At 61.3% G+C, this 18,863-nt stretch carries 12 protein-coding genes, 3 pseudogenes and 1 other annotated feature; of the genes and pseudogenes, 5 read left to right on the forward strand and 10 right to left on the reverse strand.

Annotated features, from left to right (window positions below; translation table 11 throughout):
• Positions 1–32: 32 nt before the first annotated feature.
• Positions 33–365 (forward strand): transposase, encoded by a 333-nt coding sequence (locus tag ABC728_RS10420; protein WP_445376442.1) that lies wholly within the window; start codon positions 33–35, stop codon positions 363–365.
• Positions 366–616: 251 nt separating this feature from the next.
• Here ABC728_RS10420 and ABC728_RS10425 read toward each other — a convergent pair whose 3' ends face one another.
• Positions 617–2,128 carry a class I SAM-dependent methyltransferase gene (locus tag ABC728_RS10425; RefSeq protein ID WP_416622341.1) on the reverse strand — a complete coding sequence of 504 codons (1,512 nt, stop codon included), beginning with the start codon at positions 2,126–2,128 and terminating at the stop codon, positions 617–619.
• Between the two features lie 124 nt (positions 2,129–2,252).
• Positions 2,253–3,464, reverse strand: a complete 1,212-nt coding sequence (locus ABC728_RS10430; RefSeq protein ID WP_445376443.1) for a glycosyltransferase family 4 protein — start codon at positions 3,462–3,464, stop codon at positions 2,253–2,255.
• A 331-nt stretch (positions 3,465–3,795) separates the two neighbouring features.
• Between ABC728_RS10430 and ABC728_RS10435 the strand changes: the two genes are divergently transcribed.
• Positions 3,796–4,629: an IS5 family transposase gene (locus ABC728_RS10435; protein ID WP_445376444.1), complete on the forward strand. Its 834-nt coding sequence runs from the start codon at positions 3,796–3,798 to the stop codon at positions 4,627–4,629.
• An 86-nt stretch (positions 4,630–4,715) separates the two neighbouring features.
• Here the strand turns inward: ABC728_RS10435 and ABC728_RS10440 are convergent, their stop codons facing one another.
• The 6 genes and pseudogenes from ABC728_RS10440 to ABC728_RS10465 all read right to left on the reverse strand — a co-directional run bounded on the left by ABC728_RS10440 (position 4,716) and on the right by ABC728_RS10465 (position 11,241).
• Positions 4,716–5,801 carry an IS5 family transposase gene (locus ABC728_RS10440; RefSeq protein WP_445376445.1) on the reverse strand — a complete coding sequence of 362 codons (1,086 nt, stop codon included), beginning with the start codon at positions 5,799–5,801 and terminating at the stop codon, positions 4,716–4,718.
• Between the two features lie 214 nt (positions 5,802–6,015).
• The gene (locus ABC728_RS10445) at positions 6,016–7,125 is read right to left on the reverse strand and encodes a polysaccharide pyruvyl transferase family protein (RefSeq protein WP_416622352.1); all 1,110 of its coding nucleotides are present in this window, start codon (positions 7,123–7,125) and stop codon (positions 6,016–6,018) included.
• Positions 7,126–7,260: 135 nt separating this feature from the next.
• A pseudogene (locus ABC728_RS10450) lies at positions 7,261–7,563 on the reverse strand (integrase core domain-containing protein); the annotation flags it as partial.
• Between the two features lie 4 nt (positions 7,564–7,567).
• Positions 7,568–8,974, reverse strand: a complete 1,407-nt coding sequence (locus tag ABC728_RS10455; protein WP_445376422.1) for an IS30 family transposase — start codon at positions 8,972–8,974, stop codon at positions 7,568–7,570.
• Between the two features lie 47 nt (positions 8,975–9,021).
• Positions 9,022–9,953 (reverse strand): annotated as a pseudogene (locus ABC728_RS10460) (IS3 family transposase); the annotation flags it as partial.
• Positions 9,556–9,672 (reverse strand) — a sequence feature (AL1L pseudoknot). Its footprint overlaps the pseudogene before it by 117 nt.
• 466 nt (positions 9,954–10,419) lie before the next feature.
• On the reverse strand, positions 10,420–11,241 hold the full coding sequence (locus ABC728_RS10465) for an IS5 family transposase (protein ID WP_445376278.1): 822 nt from the start codon (positions 11,239–11,241) through the stop codon (positions 10,420–10,422).
• A gap of 336 nt (positions 11,242–11,577) precedes the next feature.
• Between ABC728_RS10465 and ABC728_RS10470 the strand changes: the two genes are divergently transcribed.
• The 3 genes from ABC728_RS10470 to ABC728_RS10480 all read left to right on the forward strand — a co-directional run bounded on the left by ABC728_RS10470 (position 11,578) and on the right by ABC728_RS10480 (position 17,440).
• A complete protein-coding gene (locus ABC728_RS10470) occupies positions 11,578–12,915 on the forward strand; it encodes a UDP-glucose dehydrogenase family protein (RefSeq protein ID WP_416622299.1) in 1,338 nt (445 codons plus the stop codon).
• Between the two features lies 1 nt (position 12,916).
• A complete protein-coding gene (locus tag ABC728_RS10475; protein WP_416622300.1) occupies positions 12,917–13,897 on the forward strand; it encodes an NAD-dependent epimerase/dehydratase family protein in 981 nt (326 codons plus the stop codon).
• A 183-nt stretch (positions 13,898–14,080) separates the two neighbouring features.
• Positions 14,081–17,440 carry an SIS domain-containing protein gene (locus tag ABC728_RS10480; protein WP_416622301.1) on the forward strand — a complete coding sequence of 1,120 codons (3,360 nt, stop codon included), beginning with the start codon at positions 14,081–14,083 and terminating at the stop codon, positions 17,438–17,440.
• A 146-nt stretch (positions 17,441–17,586) separates the two neighbouring features.
• On the opposite strand, the pseudogene ABC728_RS10485 reads toward ABC728_RS10480, so the two are convergent.
• Both ABC728_RS10485 and ABC728_RS10490 read right to left on the reverse strand, forming a co-directional pair.
• Positions 17,587–17,796: pseudogene (locus ABC728_RS10485) on the reverse strand (transposase); the annotation flags it as partial.
• A 77-nt stretch (positions 17,797–17,873) separates the two neighbouring features.
• Entirely contained in the window at positions 17,874–18,695 is an 822-nt protein-coding gene (locus ABC728_RS10490; protein ID WP_445376446.1) for an IS5 family transposase, read from the reverse strand.
• Positions 18,696–18,863 lie beyond the last annotated feature (168 nt).

The following is an 18,863-nucleotide window of genomic DNA, read 5'->3' on the forward strand; positions in this document are numbered from 1 at the left end:
GGCGGAGAGATGGCCGCAAGGCCCCGGGGGGCATGCCCCCCGGGGCCTTGCCCTCTGCCAAAACTGGGGACTTTTCATTCGCCACTTCTGGGGAGTTTTATCCCGCCAGCGACAGCAAGGTCAGCCATATCCATGTCAAGAAGCCCAAGGGCAAGCCGATGTCCCAGCGCACCGCCCGCGCCAATGCACGGAAATCCGCCATCCGCGCCAAGGTCGAGCATCCATTTGCCATGCTGAAGGGGCCAATGAAGCTCTTCATCCGCACCATCGGCATCAAGCGCGCCGAGGCGGCCATCACATTCGCCGCCATGGCCTACAACATGAAACGCTGGGTCTGGCTCAACGGGAGAACTGCGTCCGCATGACGCCAAATTCACCCGAAAGGGTGGCTTTGGCAGACTGTGATACGCCAGACAACGGCCAATGCGGTGCCGGGAAGCCAGAATTACGCTCAGATGACCCCATCACACAGGGTTATCGGAGGTGTCCAGGTTGAATCAGAACCAACGTTCAAGGGGAATCCCCAAAATGAGTCTTCATCAATGGGAATTGGTATTATTCAAATCCGCCTGCGTTTCCCAAAAATGACATATGGTGGATTATTCAGTCTTCAAAATTATTTCCATCGCTTTAGAAAAGTCAAGCAATCCAAGACTACTCCATCGCCTCGCCAATCGAGCATCACTTGATTGGCAACTGACAAGCCGCTTTTGTTTGCCCAATGCGCCATGAGTGAGGGAGACATATAGTTACGCCATCCAGGATTGTTTCGAAATGATCCCACTGGATTCTTGTCCATTGCCGAATGGTGCAGAAAGGCGTGCCCACCAACTCGCAGCACACGCCGTATCTCTTTTATGTATTCGCGAACGACATCCGAATCAAAATGCACCATCGCATCAAAACAGTATACCAGGCTCACGACCTCATCAGGCACGCCAGCGAGCGTTGTTCCGTCGGTCTGGCGCACGATGACGTTTTCGCGACTCCGAAAACGCTCCGTGCAGTATTCAACGTTTTCCGAGTTCACATCTATAGCAACAACTTTCTTTGAGATTTCCGCTAACTTGGCAGTATTTCTGCCATGTCCACACGCCAAATCAACAACATAGTCAAACGAACAACAATTGATTGACGGCCAAATAAACCGATTCCACTGACTGTCGATAGATGCCTCAGCATCGTCGTAATACTTTGCAGCCTTCCAGTCCTTTGCGACATCATGGACTGCGGCAGCGAGATGCGGAATGTTGAGCTGCTGATGCTTGTCTGCGATTCGTTGTTCACTTGCAGGATTCTTCCCTCCTCCTGCCACACCACGATTTTCCTGATCTTGTTCCAGCACCAGCTCGCAGGGCATTGACTTCTCTTCTACAAACGGAGACCTAGAAAAATGAACGTAGCTATCGTGTTCTGGTTCGCGCAATCTCGCATGAACATCCCACCATCTGCCCAATCCTTTAGAGTGATCTATGGCTGCTATCTTCTCTAGAAGTTCCTCTCGTCCATACCACCCATCGGGGACTTCGCGTCCGAAAGGCCCGGAATGATATCCGGTAAAGCGAAATTCGACAAAATCGCCTTCAAGCGGAGGATTCGGAGCGACAAGCTTCCCATGGTTACCCTGAGGCGAAAGGGAAAACTCGGTGTATCCAGCCTTGTGCAGCATTTCCGAGGCAATGACAGTGGATGCTCCTAACTCATAGGAAACATGCAACGGTTTTTCCGGCAGTGAACATATGGCGCGGATAACTTCAATGTCCCTCCCCTCAATGTCGATCTTGACGTAGTAGGGGATGCCGTAGATCCGAAATATCTCGGATGCTGGGGTCGCGGACACCTTGATCACTTTGGAGTTTTCTGCAGTGAATCGTGTATTTTTTTCAGCAGATGACCAATCCCCGTGATCGTGGACAAAGAAGTCAATTTCGCCCGGAGCCGTGTCTATTGCGATATTGAGTAGCCTGAAACGCCCTGCCTTCGCATAAGCCTGATTCAGCTCAAACGCTTTTGCCGCAGCAGATGGGTTCGCTTCTACAGAAAGGACAAGGAAGCCTTTCTCAAGATAGAAGCGCGCATCTTGTCCGTGAAAAGCGCCAAAATCAATAATCCAGGGAGCCCTGCTCATTTCAAGTTAGAACCTTACTTGCATTGGATCAAGATCAAGAAAAATCAAGCGAGATAACTCACACGTCCGCGCTAAGTCGCCCCACCATTTCTTGCCGCACCGCTTTCCGAATAATATAATTTATCTAGATCACGTCACTGCCTCCTTCTTTCGTTCGACAGGAGTCCACTCGGGTTCCCAGCGCCCTGGCCAACGGTGCCGTCGCTGTTCTCCAATCCCTGTTCTGCAACTCAGCATAGGCTTTTTCGGAGATAGCCGCCAGCGTATTCCTGTCCAGCGACAGGATGCGCAAGGCTTGCAGGCAATCCGTAGCCGCCGTGACATCGGGCACGAGGATGCCGGTTTCGCCGTCCGTCACGACCTCAGCTGTTGCCCCCATATCGGTTGCAATGATAACCGCGCCCGCGCGCATCGCCTCCAGCACCGTAAGCGGCAGCCCCTCGTAGCGTGAGAGGAGCACGACGACATCTGCCCAGGCATAGGCTGCCGCCAGATCTTCGGGGCGCACGACCGGGGATTCCAGCACAGCGGCCACCTCGGCAGGCACGGGCAGCGCATCGTCCACCATCAGGGCCTTACCTAGCACCCGCCATTCGAGGTTCAACCCCTCGGCCCTGGACCGGCTGATGACCTCGGCCAGACGGTCGATCCCTTTTTGCCGATCGAGCCGTCCGAGATAGAGCACACGCAAGGGATCAGAAGGATCACGGGCCTTGCGCGCCGCTATGCCTCGGGCGGTCACCTCCGGCGCGATCTCGAACCCGGGCCCATTCTGCACGACTAGGATCTTGTCTCTCGGCACACCCATGCTGTGCAGCCAGTCGCCCAATTGGTATGAGCAAGGCACGAAATAATCGAAAGCGTGCTCATAGGCAAGGCCAAGATAAGTGTTGCCCACCGGCCGCCCCATCGCAGTCAGGTCATTAAGATGCAGCGAATTCAGCGTTTTCACCCCCATTCGCCGCAACTGTCCCATGATGCCCGCAATCGCCCCGCTGTGGAAGTTGATTGCCGCATCAAGCCAATGCAGCATGCCCAGCACAGGCCCCTGGCACCCAGCTTGCGCCCAGTTTGGGATGTTCGTGCCGAGATAGCTATTGGCCCCGCCGCCCCAGGGAGAAAACGTCGGGTCGACCAGCAGGTGCGTCGTTTCAAACACGCCCGCCCAATCGCTGGTCAGAGAGATGTCGTCGCTATCGAAAACGAAGGCATGCGGCACCCAACCATGTGCCTTCAGGCCCCTAGCCATCTGCAGCGCGACCTTCTCGACACCGCCGAATTCGACAAGTGGGAGGAGGAAGCCGACATGGCGTTGTCCGTCGGGAACTCGCGCCATCAGTGGGGCGCCCTGGCAAAGACGCCGCGGAATCGTATATTCGTTCCCGCGGAATGGGATACCATTGACCCTGTGCTCCCACTTCCCGAACGCAGCATCCCGAAATGGTGAAGCGCGCATGCGGTGAATCAGCGAGAGTGCATCAAAAATAGCACTAGGCTGTTTCAGCCGAGGTACCATCGTCGACCCCTGCGGAAGCTCAATTGTCAACATGGTCACGGGCGCCTTAGAGCCTGATCCGAAATTAAGTTGAGTGGTATCAGCGGGTTAGCTTGACAGCGTTCCCTATCGGTGATTCAGGGGTTTCGCCAAAAACAACCGTGCATCTCCGATGTGGACTGATACCACCCGCGCCCTTCATGCCCGCAACGGCCTGGCTTTGCCAAGCGATTTGACCGACGCGGAATGGTCTTTGTTGGAACCGCTGCTGCCTGCTGCGTCCGCCGTAGGCAGGCCACGCAAATGGCCGCTGCGCCGGATCGTCGAGGCGATCCTTTATCTGCTTCGGGGCGGCCTGCCGTGGCGGATGCTGCCACCTTGTTTCCCGCCGGTCTCGACGGTGCGGCGCTGGTTCTACCTGTGGCGTGACAATGGTCTGTGGCTCACGGTCAACCATGTCTTGCTGATGGCGATGCGCGAGCAACAAGGCCGTGATGCCAGCCCAACCGCCGGCGTGATCGACAGTCAGAGCGTCAAAACCACGGAATCCGGCGGCCCGAGGGGATATGACGCGGGCAAGAAGATAAAGGGGCGTAAGCGCCATATCCTCACCGACACCCAAGGTAATCTCGTCCATGCCGTGATCCATACCGCCGATATCCAGGATCGTGATGGCGCACCGCTGGTGCTGGCCGAAATCGTCAAACCCTTCCCGTGGCTGCGGCACGTCTTCGCCGATGGCGGCTATGCCGGGGACAAGCTCAAAGACGCGTTGCGCCGCATTGGAAAATGGACCATCGACATCATCAAGCGATCCGACACAGCCCAAGGCTTCCAGGTCTTGCCACGACGCTGGGTCGTCGAACGCACCCTGGCATGGCTCAACCGAAACCGACGCTTGGCCAAAGACTTCGAGCAGACTATCGCTTCCGCAACAGCCTGGATCTTCATCGCCTCCGTACAAACCTGGACACCTCCGATAACCCTGTGTGATGGGGTCATCTGAGCGTAATTCTGGCTTCCCGGCACCGCATTGGCCGTTGTCTGGCGTATCACAGTCTGCCAAAGCCACCCTTTCGGGTGAATTTGGCGTCATGCGGACGCAGTTCTCCCGTTGAGCCAGACCCAGCGTTTCATGTTGTAGGCCATGGCGGCGAATGTGATGGCCGCCTCGGCGCGCTTGATGCCGATGGTGCGGATGAAGAGCTTCATTGGCCCCTTCAGCATGGCAAATGGATGCTCGACCTTGGCGCGGATGGCGGATTTCCGTGCATTGGCGCGGGCGGTGCGCTGGGACATCGGCTTGCCCTTGGGCTTCTTGACATGGATATGGCTGACCTTGCCGGCGTCGCGCAGGAAATCCTCATTGGCCTGGGAGCGATAGGCCGTGTCGGCCCACACGCCCGACGCCGTATTGTCCGGGTCGATCAGTCCCTCGCGCAGGCGCGCGCCGTCGTGGGCGGCAGCATCGCTGACCAGCCGGCGCCGGATCACACCATGCCGCCGGTCGATGGCGATATGCGCCTTGTAGCCAAAGACCGGGATGGCGATGTCGGGCGGCTGCGGTGCCCCCTCGGGGGCCGGCTTGGCCTTGCTGAATTTCACCGTCCAGCGTGCATCCACATCCTTCTGGGCCGCCTTGGCCGGCTGATCGGGCCAGATCTCATGGGCGGACTTGCCTTGCTTGATCGCCGCTTTCTCCTCCTCCTTGTTACGCTGGCGGGGCGCCGCCACCAGGGTCGCATCCACGATCTGGCCCGACATCGGCAGATAACCCGCCGCAACGATTGCCTGGTCCAGACGCGTGAACAGCCCGTCCAGCGCACGGGCACGGATCAACGCCTCGCGGAAATCCCACAGCGTGTTGGCATCGGGTACCCCGTCCCCCGGCCCCAACCCACAGAACCGCATCCAGCTCAGCCGGTCACGCACCAGATACGAGGTCTGTTGCAGCGACAGACCGTGCAGCGCCTGCAACACCAGCATCTTGAATTTTAGCACCGCGTCGAACGGCGGGCGACCGCCCTTGCGCGGGTCGCCACGGCGCAGGGCCTTGGCCAGAACCGGCCGGAACTGCTCAAAATCAACCGTCGCCGACAGCCGCTCCAGCGGATCACCCTCCGCCGACAACTCGCGTAGACGATCCTCAAAATCCCAGAAACCGAACTGGCCCGACATCACCAAACTCGCTACAGGCTGCATGCCCTATCATAGCAGAAATCGGCAGTTTCCGGAGGTGTCCAGCTTCGTCAGGCGTATCGCAAGGCATTGATGCAATTCAGATTAATTTCGAATCAGACTCTAAAGCGATGGAAATAATTTTGAAGACTGAATAATCCACCATATGTCATTTTTGGGAAACGCAGGCGGATTTGAATAAGCCGTCGTTCAACTACAGAGTGGAAATGAAGCTGTTCTCTACATAGAAGGATTTCAGCTCCTCGAAGCAGGTCTTGATCTTTTTGTTAGCCTCGATCCAATCATGTTCGATCATCGCTTGCGCTGGGTCGCACCAGTCTTCGGTGACGCCCTGATACGGCAGGCCGTAGACTTCACAGAATTCGGTCAGGCGAGAATCGTAGACGTAGTAATAGCAGGGTTTGCCTTGCAACAGCGCCACCATATTGCCGTGAAAGCGGAAGCCAACGATGGCATCGAGATCGCGCGCCTTGGCCAGCCATTCCTCAATGCTCTTCACGCTGACCATATGCGCCATCAGCCGCTCGGGCGAGAAAAGTTCGGTCGCTCTCATGCGACCGATCACCTCGGCGGCGGCTTCCCGTCGCTCGGCGAAGGAAAGATCGTGATCGGCGATATCGTATTCGCGCAGCACCCCCTGCTCGAAAACCGACATGTTCGCCGCATTCTCGAGCGCCCAAGCAATCACCTTGCCGTGCATGGTTAGTGCTTCGGTCGGGGCGTGGCAGAAGATATTGGTCGTCAGGCCGGAGTGAATCGAGACGCCGATCGACCGCTCGGGCATTGCCAGCATGTCCGGGACACGCACCTGCGGGGCACGCAGGGTGTAGAACAGCGACGGGCAGCCCGTTACGCGGATGTTCCGCCCACCCAGCCGCTCCACCACCGATGCAGTAAAGTCGCCGCGGACAGAGATGCTGGCAGATTTCTCGTTCAGCCGGGCAATGAACTCACGCGCGCCAACGTTGCTGTCGAGATAGGTGACATCCTTGGTGGGGTTCTGTGCACCAAGGCCGACGATCGCCAACGAAGCATCAATGCTGTCGAGCGTTTTGTTGGCTGCCTCGAAATCGAAGTGCTTGTGCAGATATGTCGATCCACGAATGATCGCACGATCCACCGGCTGCGAGAGTGTGTCACCGAAGTTGACCCGAACCGTCTTTTCCAGCTTCAGTTCGTGTAGGATCGCGATGCAGACGAGCATGTCACCGTAGTTCGGCTTCCACTTGGAAGTGCGCATGTCCGGCCAGGTAGTATGGTTCCGGCTTTCTATGTGATTGAAGTGGACGAGTGCAATCGTCATCAATTACCTGCGGTTCAAGCCGTTCTCGGCGCGGATTGTCTTCAACCCTAACCTCACTTGAGTAGCCCGACCCATGCCCTTTGTCCAGACCGGAACTGAACCGCGCCGGGATTGTCGGCGGCCAAAGTTCGTGAGTTATGCAGCCATTTGCTGAGTGCTCACAGCATCATGATAGCGTTGTTCCGCCTCGGCGGGCGGGATATTTCCGATGGGCTCGAGCAGGCGTCGGTTGTTGAACCAGTCGACCCATTCGAGGGTTGCGTATTCCACAGCTTCAAAGGATTTCCAAGGTCCGCGCCTGTGGATCACCTCAGTTTTGTAGAGGCCATTGACGGTTTCGGCCAAGGCATTGTCGTATGAATCACCGACACTGCCGACCGACGGTTCGATGCCAGCCAAGCCCAGCCGCTCGGTGTATCGGATTGATAGATATTGGGCGGTCTCAACCGGTCGTCGCAACAGGGTGATTTTGCGTTTCCGCGATGAGTTCGTCCAGTGCTTCGGCGGGAGTTTTCCAGGCGAGGGTTTTACGCGGCCGGCCGTTCAGTGCTGCGGCAACGGCATCAAGTTCCTCGGGCGGGTGCAAGCCGAGGTCCGTGCCCTTGGGGAAATACTGTCGCAACAGCCCGTTGGTGTTCTCGTTGGTCCCACGTTGCCAAGGGCTGTGAGGATCGCAGAAATAGACAGGCAGATCGGCAAGAACCTTCAGTTCCGCGTGCCGTGCCATTTCAGCCCCCTGATCCCAGGATAGAGATCGCCGGAGGTGCTGAGGAAGTTGGACAATGGTCCGCGCGATGGCGTCGCGCACGGCTTCGGCGCCATGACCGGCAAGGGCGGGGCCGTTCTTCGGCCGTGCCCCTTCGCCATGGCCCGGCATCGCTGGCAGATGCAACAGCATCGTGAAACGTGTCGTTCTTTCGACCAGGGTGCCAATGGCAGAACTGTTCAGCCCGATGATCAGATCACCCTCCCAATGTCCAGGAACGGCGCGGTCATCGGCTTCGGCTGGGCGTTCGCTGATCATGATTTCAGGCGTGATGAAGGATTTTCCCCGGCGGCCGGTCCTGGCCTGGGGCACGCGTAGCGCCCGGCCGGTGCGCAGGCATGCTGTCAATTCCCGACGCAAGGCACCGCGCCCCTGGATGTAGAGGGCCTGATAAATGGCTTCGTGGCTGATCCGCATGGTCTTGTCCTCGGGGAAGTCGAGCAACAGCCTTCGCGAAATCTGTTCCGGGCTCCAGGCCGTTGCCCACCGCCGTGATTGCCTGCGCCCATGGCGTCGCCCCTTCCAGGGCGCCTGCGGCCCGGCGACCTTGCCTCCATCTGATCGCTGGACCAGGCCGGCAAGGTGTTCTTGCACATAGTGTCGCAACCGCTCGTTCGAGGCCAGCTTCGCGATCTTGGGCCGGCGCGCTGCTCGTTCTGCATGCCATTGGGCTGTGGTTGCCCGATACTCAAACCCGCCCGAACGCGTCGCCGCATTGCGACGGACCTCGCGGGATATCGTCGAGGGGGATCGTTTCAGATGCCGTGCAATCGCTCGCAAGGCACATCCCCGCGCCAGCATCAGCGCGATCTCCTCCCGCTCTGACAAGGATAGATAGCGTCCGACCGGACATGGGGCCGTCGGGGAAAGATGTGTAGGGGGCATGCCGCCAGCCTCGCGAAACCATCTGGAGCCGACAGGCGCTGATACCCCAACCTCAATGGCGGCGTCTTCACTGGAACGGCCCAGGGCAATCAAACCCCAGAAGCGCCGGCGATCTTCACGGCGGGCAATACCAGGGCGTCCAGGTGAAAACACAGGCGCGCGTCCAGATCTGGCTGATCGACGCTTCCGTTTGGCCATCGCAACCTCCTCTCAAAGGGCTGTTGCGACGACCGGTTGAGACCGCCTTGGCTGCCCCTGTCCGAATGGTGAACCAATCCGGACTTCCCCGCTGGCCGGCGTTGATGCAGGGCCTGCTCCAGGGCATCCAGGACAAAGCCGGCGTCGGCCGTGCGGGACACCCGCCAGCCGACGATCCGCCGTGCAAAGGCGTCGATGATGAAAGCCACATAGACAAAGCCGCTCCAGGTGGACACATAGGTGAAATCGGAAAGCCACAACTGATCGGGCCGGTCGGCCCGGAATTGCCGGTTCACCCGATCCAACGGACAGGGTAAAGCCTTGTCAGCAATGGTAGTCTTCACCGGCTTTCCACGGATGGTGCCGCGCAGGCCCATCTCCCGCATCAGCCGTGCCACCGTGCAGCGTGCCACCTGCACGCCCTCCCGCTGCAACTGCCGCCACACCTTGCGCACCCCATAGACCTGGAAATTCTCATCGAACACCCGCCGGATATCGGTCATCAGGCCCGCATCGCGTTGCGCCCGCGGCGGTAGTTTGGCCGGATCACTCGCACGTGCCGTGTGCCGTCGGACGGTGGAGGGGGCAATCGGCAATACTCTGCAGATTGGCTCGATCCCGTATTCCCGGCGGTGGGCTTCAACGAAGCCCAACATCATTTCGGTCGGCGGTCGAGCTCCGCCATCGCGAAATAAGCCGAGGCCTTGCGCAGGATTTCATTCGCCTGGCGCAACTCCCGGATCTCCCGTTCTTGCGCCTTCAGTTTCTCCAGCACATCCAGCGGAACACCGGCACGGCTGCCGCTTTCCACCTCGGCTTTCTTGACCCACTCATTCAGCGTATGCGCCGAACAGCCGATCTTGGACGCCACGGACGACACCGCTGCCCATCGCGACGGATGATCCTGCTCGTGATCCACCACCAGCCGAACAGCCCGATCGCGGACCTCAGCTGAAAACTTGTTCGTTGTCTTGCTCATCATGCTCCATCCTACTCAAGAGTTGGAGCCGCCGACAATCCCGGCGCGGTTCAGACCGGACTGGCGGGAAGCGTCTAGTGCAGGCAACCGGCACCACAGCCCTGATGGCTCTGCACCCGCATCGGCTGTTCGGATGACAGGGAACGGCGACGGTGAACCACCGGCGACACCCAGTGCGGCCCCGAACTTTCTCTGAGGCGCCGGCTGCCCCAGACCCCGCCACCTTCCAGCAAGCGGAGAGGTCGGGGAAGGTCGATGGGAGGCTATTGAAACCAGGAGATCGATTTGCACTGGGAGGGGTTTTCTATCACACCTGATGCAGCTACCGAGGCTGGTAAGTGATTGTTTGTTAAAGGTATTTTTGTATTCTTTGAGAATGCAAAGCCGTATTCTACTGTATTCTGGCCTCAAATCTATATATCAAAGAGATATATTAGAGTTTGATTCGAAATTAATCTGAATTGCATCAATGCCTTGCGATACGCCTGACGAAGGTTTGTACGGAGGCGATGAAGATCCAGGCTGTTGCGGAAGCGATAGTCTGCTCGAAGTCTTTGGCCAAGCGTCGGTTTCGGTTGAGCCATGCCAGGGTGCGTTCGACGACCCAGCGTCGTGGCAAGACCTGGAAGCCTTGGGCTGTGTCGGATCGCTTGATGATGTCGATGGTCCATTTTCCAATGCGGCGCAACGCGTCTTTGAGCTTGTCCCCGGCATAGCCGCCATCGGCGAAGACGTGCCGCAGCCACGGGAAGGGTTTGACGATTTCGGCCAGCACCAGCGGTGCGCCATCACGATCCTGGATATCGGCGGTATGGATCACGGCATGGACGAGATTACCTTGGGTGTCGGTGAGGATATGGCGCTTACGCCCCTTTATCTTCTTGCCCGCGTCATATCCCCTCGGGCCGCCGGATTCCGTGGTTTTGACGCTCTGACTGTCGATCACGCCGGCGGTTGGGCTGGCATCACGGCCTTGTTGCTCGCGCATCGCCATCAGCAAGACATGGTTGACCGTGAGCCACAGACCATTGTCACGCCACAGGTAGAACCAGCGCCGCACCGTCGAGACCGGCGGGAAACAAGGTGGCAGCATCCGCCACGGCAGGCCGCCCCGAAGCAGATAAAGGATCGCCTCGACGATCCGGCGCAGCGGCCATTTGCGTGGCCTGCCTACGGCGGACGCAGCAGGCAGCAGCGGTTCCAACAAAGACCATTCCGCATCGGTCAAATCGCTTGGCAAAGCCAGGCCGTTGCGGGCATGAAGGGCGCGGGTGGTATCAGTCCACATCGGAGATGCACGGTTGTTTTTGGCGAAACCCCTGAATCACCGATAGGGAACGCTGTCAAGCTAACCCGCTGATACCACTCAACTTAATTTCGGATCAGGCTCTTAGGTTTTGTTGAAATCAACTTCGGCAGGTCAATTTGTCCCCGCAGCGCGGTTCGGTTCGGCGCATAACAAAGCGACATGCACAGAGAGCCCTAAAATTTCTTGCTCATTCTGCAGGGCCCACGCAAAGGGGAGGGAGCGATGCAACGAACTATTCATTTTGGCACCTGATTCCACTATAAGCCAGCAGCCGGTCGGCCCTTTGCGGCTGTCGTATGGTAAAGGGAATTTTCGATGCGCATCGCCGTCATCGGTACCGGTTATGTGGGTCTGGTCTCCGGGGCCTGCTTTTCCGAATTCGGGGTGGAAACGATCTGCGTCGACAAGGACCAGGACAAGATCGAGCGGCTGCGCCGCGGGGTGATCCCCATCTACGAGCCCGGCCTGGACGCGCTGGTGGAAAAGAACACCCGGGCCGGCCGCCTGTCCTTCACGACCGACCTGCCGGCCGCCGTGCGCGGTGCCGATGCCGTGTTCATCGCGGTGGGCACGCCCTCGCGCCGCGGCGACGGGCATGCCGATCTGTCCTATGTCCATGCCGCCGCGGCGGAGATCGCGGCGGCCCTGGACCCCGACGACTTCACCGTCATCGTGACGAAAAGCACGGTGCCCGTCGGCACGGGGCGGGAGGTGGCCCGCATCATCCGCAAAACCCGGCCGGAAGCCGATTTCGAGGTGGCGTCCAACCCCGAGTTCCTGCGCGAGGGCTCCGCCATCGAGGATTTCATGCGGCCCGACCGTGTCGTGATCGGCACCGACAGCGACAGGGCGCGGCAGGTCATGCGCGCCCTGTACCGTCCTTTGTTCCTGATCGAGACGCCGATGGTCTTCACCAGCCTGGAGACGTCGGAACTGATCAAATATGCCGCCAACACCTTCCTGGCCGCCAAGATCACCTTCATCAACGAGATCGCCGACCTGTGCGAGAAGGTGGGCGCCGATGTGCATGACGTTGCCAAAGGCATCGGCCTGGACAACCGCATCGGCAAGAAGTTCCTGCATCCCGGCCCCGGCTATGGCGGGTCGTGCTTTCCCAAGGATACCCTAGCCCTGGTGAAGACGGCCCAGGACCATGGCGCGCCGCTGCGCATCATCGAAACCGTCGTCGACATCAATGACCGGCGCAAGAAATCAATGGCCGGACGGGTCATCGCGGCCTGCGGCGGGTCGGTGCAGGGGCGCCGCATCGGCGTGCTGGGCGTGACCTTCAAGCCCAATACCGATGATATGCGCGATGCGCCCGCGCTGGACATCATCCCGGCCCTGCAGGCCGCCGGGGCCAGCATCGCTGCCTACGATCCCGCCGGCATGGAGGAGGCGGCCCGGCTCATCCCCGGCGTGACATGGGCAGGCGACGCCTATGCCGCCCTGCGGCAGGCCGACTGTGCCATCGTCCTCACCGAATGGAACGAGTTCCGCATGCTCAATCTCAACCGGGCACGCGGCATCATGAACGAACCGGTCATCGTCGATCTGCGCAACATCTTCAATCCGCAGGACGCCGAGATGGCGGGCTTCACCTATCACAGCATCGGCCGGCCCGGCCGGGTCCGCAAGGGGCGGGGGGAATAGGATGGTCACGCTGGTCACCGGTGTTGCGGGCTTCATCGGCTTTTCGCTGGCGCGGTCCCTGCTGGCGGACGGGGAGCCCGTGCTGGGCATCGACAGCGTCAACGACTATTACGACCCGGGCCTGAAGGAGGCCCGGCTGCGGATACTGGCGGCCTTTCCGGGCTTCACCTTCCACCGCCGGGACCTGGCCGACAGCGGTCTGGTCGATTTCATCACCCGGCAGCATCCCGACGTGACGGCGATCATCCATCTGGCGGCACAGGCGGGGGTGCGCCATTCGCTGGTCAATCCCTATGCCTATGTGCAGTCCAACATCCAGGCGCATGTCGTGATGCTGGAACTGGCCCGCGCCCTGCCGGGCCTGCGCAATTTCGTCTATGCCTCCTCCTCCTCCGTCTATGGTGCCAACCGGCAGACGCCCTTTTCCGTGGACGACCCCGTCACGCGGCCCATCTCGCTCTATGCCGCCACCAAGCGGGCGGACGAGCTGCTGACCTATACCTACAGCCATCTTTTCCGCTTTCCGGCCATCGGCCTGCGCTTCTTCACGGTCTATGGCCCCTGGGGCCGACCGGACATGGCGGTCTATCTGTTCACCGACGCCATCCTGGCCGGGCGGCCCATCGATGTGTTCAATGATGGGGAGATGTGGCGCGACTTCACCTATATCGACGATATCGTCGACGGCATCCGCGCCGCCGCCCTGCGCCCGCCGCCGCCCGACCCGGATGGGGTGCCCCACGCGGTCCATAATCTGGGCAACCACCGGCCTGAAAAGCTGATGGACGTGATCGCCATCATCGAACGGGCGCTGAACCGCAAGGCACAGATCAATTTCCGGCCCCTGCAGCCCGGCGATGTGCTCAGCTCTTGCGCCGATATCGAGACCAGCCGCCGGGACCTGGGGTTCGAGCCCCGGACGAACCTGGCCGAGGGGCTGCCCCGCTTCGTCGCCTGGTTCCGCGATTATCACCGCCGCTGACCCCGAGGGGCGATGCGCCGCCAGGCCCAGGGCGCGGATGCGCCGCCAGGCTCAGGGCGCGGATGCGCCCGGCCGGGCCCCCCGGTTTGCGATGCTGACCGTTGGCTGATGCCCGGGCTTGATGTTTGCACGATGCGGCGGGTCCTTGTATCAAGGCGTCGTATCGCTATGGGAATTCAGGACATGTGCGGGATCGCAGGCTTTCTTTCCAACCTGTCATGGCGCCGGGACGGTGATGCGGCGTGGGTCGGCGCGCTGGCCGATGCCCTGCGCGTGGCGGGGATCGATGATCTTCCCGGCATCGATGCCATCCTTGACGGGCTGCATGCCCGGTTCGACGACCTGATGGCCTTTTCCACCCATATGGCGCTGGTGGAACGGCCCGACCTGCGCGACCGGCTGACCGCGGCCGCCAGCCGGATCGAAGGGCTGGAGGCGGAGTTGAAGGCCAGCGCCTTCGCCCGCGAACCGGTGGCCGAGCGGGTGGCGGAGCGGCTGCGCGATTATGGCTGGCAGCTTCGCAACGAGGTGCTGGCCAATATCGATCGCACCCTGGGCCTGATCGGCGGCGTTCCCACCCCGGCCAGGGCGCAGCATTTCGCGGCCTGGGCCGTGGAACAGGTGCTGGAGAACCTGGACCGGCTGGAGGTGCGCGGGCGCGACAGCGCCGGCATCGCGGTGCAGTTGCGCCTGACCGGGCCGCTGTCCGACGCCCAGCTTGCCGACTGGCGCCGGCAGGCGGCCACGGCCGGGCGCGATGCCTTCGATGCCGATGGTGCCGTCACCTTCCATGCGCTGGCCGATGGCGGGGCGACGGCCCGCTTCACCTACAAGGTGGCGCAGCTGATCGGCAAGCTGGGGGACAATGGCGCCACGCTGCGGGCCAAGCTGCGCGCCGATGCCCTGTTCTGGGAACTGGCGGCGCGGACTGGCCAGATCGGCATCCTGGCGCATACCCGCTGGGCCTCGCACGGGGCCATCAATCTGGCCAATTGCCACCCGCAGAACGGCCGGCTGGCCGGGGACAATGTGCCTGTCCTGCCGGCCGATGCCGATGTTGCCTGTGTGCTGAACGGCGATATCGACAATTACCAGACCCTGAAGGACGGGCCCGTGAAGGCGGCGGGCCATGCCGTGCCGGCCGCCGTCACCACGGATGCCAAGATCATCCCCGTCATGTTCCGGTTGGCCCAGGGCCGGTCCACGGCCGACCGTTTCCTGTCGGCCCTGCGGCAGTTCGAGGGGTCGGTGGCCATCGGCCTGCTGCATCCGGCCGAACCGGAACGGCTGTATCTGGGCCAGAAGGGCAGCGGGCAGAGCGTCTTCGTGGCCGAGGTGCGCGACGGCCTGATCCTGGCGTCGGAGAATTACGGGCTGGCCCCGCGGGCCCGCGCCTCCATCGGTCTGGCCAAGGTGGAGAAGGGCGGCCTGCAGGTCATCCTGTCGACGGCGGAGGGTGAGGAACCCCTGTCGGCCCGCACCATCGATGACGGCGCCGCCGCCCCGCTGAAGCCCGACACCATCGAGATTTTCAGCCGCGACATCTTCCGCGGCGATTTCGAGCATTTCTTCGAAAAGGAAGTGCATGAGGCGGCCGGCAGCGTGCGCAAGACCCTGGTCGGCCGCTACAGCCGCCAGGGACGGCGGGCCAGTTTCGACCTGGGGCCGCACGGCATCTGGGCCGCGCTGCGCCGCCGCCTGTCCGACCCGGCCCGGCCCGCCATCCGCCGCATCTTCGTGACGGGCCAGGGCACGGCCGCCATCGCCGGCATGGGGGTGGCCCATCTGCTGCGCCAGGCGCTGGCCGGCACGTCGATCCATGTGGAGGCGGCCAAGGCGTCGGAACTGTCGTCCGACCTGGACGGGGTGGATCTGGACGACGCCATCGTCATCGCCATCAGCCAGTCGGGCACGACCACAGACACCAACCGCACCGTCGATCTGGCCCGCGCGGCCGGCGCCTGGATCCACGCCATCGTCAACCGCCGCAACAGCCCGCTGGTGCGCAAGTCGGACAGCCACCTGTTCACCAGCGACGGGCGCGACATCGAAATGGCCGTGGCCAGCACCAAGGCCTTCTACAGCCAGGTCGCGGCCGGCAAGCTGACCGCCCTGTGCATCGCCGATACGCTGGGCAGCCTGCCGCCCGTGCAGATCCATGACGAGCTGGTGGCCCTGGAAGGGCTGCCGGCCCGCATCCAGGAGGTGCTGGACGACGAGGCGGCCATCGCCGCCTGCGCCGAGCGCTATGCCCCGCAGAACCGCTATTGGGCCGTGGTCGGCAACGGCCCCAACAAGATCGCGGCGGAAGAGATCCGGATCAAGCTGTCGGAGCTTTGCTACAAGTCGATCCCCGTGGATTTCACGGAGGACAAGAAGCATATCGACCTGTCGACCGAGCCGCTGACCCTGGTCATCGCCAATGATCTGGCCCCGCTGCTGGCCCAGGACACGGCCAAGGAAGTGGCCATCTTCAAGGCGCATGCCGGCAAGCCGCTGGTCGTCGCCGCCAAGGGGGAGACCTGCTTCGACGCCTATGCGGAAACCGTGATCCGCGTGCCGTCGGCCGGGGCCGGCCTGGATTTCGTGCTGGCCACCGTGGTCGGCCATCTCTGGGGTTTCCATGCGGCGCGCGCCATCGATCGCCGGTCACAGGGGTTCCGCGCCCTGGGCGTGGCCATCGAACAGGCGCTGGTCGAACCCGACCGGCCGCTGGCGCCCATCACCGACGCCATCGCCGTGGAAATGCGCCGCATCGCCGAGGGGGAGCAGGATGCCGCCCTGCCGCCGCGGGCCGTGGCACAACTGGCCGGCCTGTCGGCGTCCCTGGCCGTGGCCGATGCCGGCAGCCGTGCCCGGCTGCTGGCCGACGGGTCGGCCCTGATGCGCAAGCTGTTCGAGGAAACCAGCCGCCCCGTCGACACGATCCGACACCAGGCCAAGACCGTGACGGTCGGCATCTCCCGCCCCGTGCGGGAGGTGGCGCCCTCCATCCTGTCGGCCCTGTCGGCCCTGGGCGTGTCGCATGAGGCGCTGGCCGATGCCGACCGCCGCACGCTGACGGCCTTCTCCTCCATCCTGACGGGCGTGCATGGCGCCATCCTCTACCGCCTGACGGGGGAGGGCAGGGACGGCGCGCCGGTGCTGGCGGCCGGAACCCGCATCGGCAGTGCCGCCGGCCGGGCGTCGGGCTATGATGGCGGCCGTCCGGCCGCCGGCAGCAAGCGCCGGGCCCTGCGCCTGGGCCGCATCATCTTTTCCCCCGGCGCCCGGTCGGCGGAAAATCTGGTGCTGGTGCCCGTCTTCGCCGGCCAGGAATGGCGGGTGGCCGGGCTGGCCATGCTGCATACCGATCTGATGGCCCAGGCCTCCTTGCAGCAGAAGACGGCCCTGCTGAAGGAACTCCACCTCTATGAGGATCTGTTCGACGCCTATCACGAGGCGGTGCATGGCGAGGACCGGGACTTCGCCGCCTTCATCGCCGGGGTCAGCCCCCGCGACCTGCTGTTCCGCAACCCGGCCGATCTGGTGCCGAAGGGATAATATTACGCGGGGTTGCGTGGAACAGAGTGGGAATCCAGGCAAGCCCGCCTACCGTCCAGCGGCGCCCGGCGATCAGGGACAGCCGGCCGGTTGTGGGGTTTGCATTGGATATGCGGCTGTATAAATACATTCTTATACCAATCTCCCTAATGATTGACCGTTGCCCATTTCCTTGAAGCGATTTGTCGAATTTTCCCTGTTTGTGCAATGAGGCTGTTCCATGCGCTGCAGCAGGCATCGACGATATCGTCGTAATCATTGAATATTCTGTTGCCGAGGAAATTCTGGCGCAGGTACTGCCAGATACTTTCGACGGGATTGAGTTCGGGGCAATAGGGTGGCAGATGAAGTGAACTGGCCCCCGTTTGGCCGGACAGTCAGGCGGTTTCACGATAGGCCCTTAGAGTTTGATTCAAAAATAATCTGAACTGTATCAATGCCTTGCGATCCGTCGGATGAAGATTTGCACGGATGCGATGAAGCACCATGCGGTTGCAGATGTGATTGTCTGCTCGAAGTCTTTGGCGAGCCGTCTGTTTCGGTTGAACCATGCCAGGGTGCGTTCTACGACCCAGCGTCGCGGCAAGACTTCGAAGCCTTGGGCTGTGTCGGATCGCTTGATGATGTCGATGGTCCATTTTCCGATGCGGCGCAGGGCATCTTTGAGCTTGTCCCCAGCATAGCCGCCATCGGCGAAAACATGCCGCAGCCATGGGAAGGGTTTGACGATTTCGGCCAGCACCAGCGGCGCGCCGTCGCGGTCCTGGATGTCGGCAGTGTGGATGAGGGCATGGACGAGATTGCCTTGGGTGTCGGTGAGGATATGGCGCTTGCGTCCTCTGATCTTCTTCCCGGCGTCATATCCCCTCGGGCCGCCGGATTCCGTGGTTTTGACGCTCTGGCTATCGATCACACCGGCGGTTGGGCTGGCATCACGGCCTTGTTGCTCACGCATCGCCATCAGCAGGACATGGTTGACCGTGAGCCACAGACCATTGTCACGCCACAGGTAGAACCAGCGTCGCACCGTCGAGACCGGCGGGAAACAAGGCGGCAGCATCCGCCAAGGCAGGCCGCCGCGCAGCAGATAAAGGATCGCCTCCACAATCCGGCGCAACGGCCATTTCCGCGGACGCCCGACAGAGGACGCAGCAGGCAGCAGCGGTTCCAACAAAGACCATTCCGCATCGGTCAAATCGCTTGGCAAAGCCAGGCCGTTGCGGGCATGAAGAGCGCGGGTGGTATCAGTCCACATCGGGGATGCACGGTTGTTTTTGGCGAAACCCCTGAATCACCGATAGGGAGCGCTGTCAAGCTAACCCGCTGATACCACTCAACTTAATTTCGGATCAGGCTCTAAGAGTTTGAGAGTTTGATTCGAAATTAATCTGAATTGCATCAATGCCTTGCGATACGCCTGACG

This window comes from Niveispirillum fermenti (assembly GCF_052474395.1).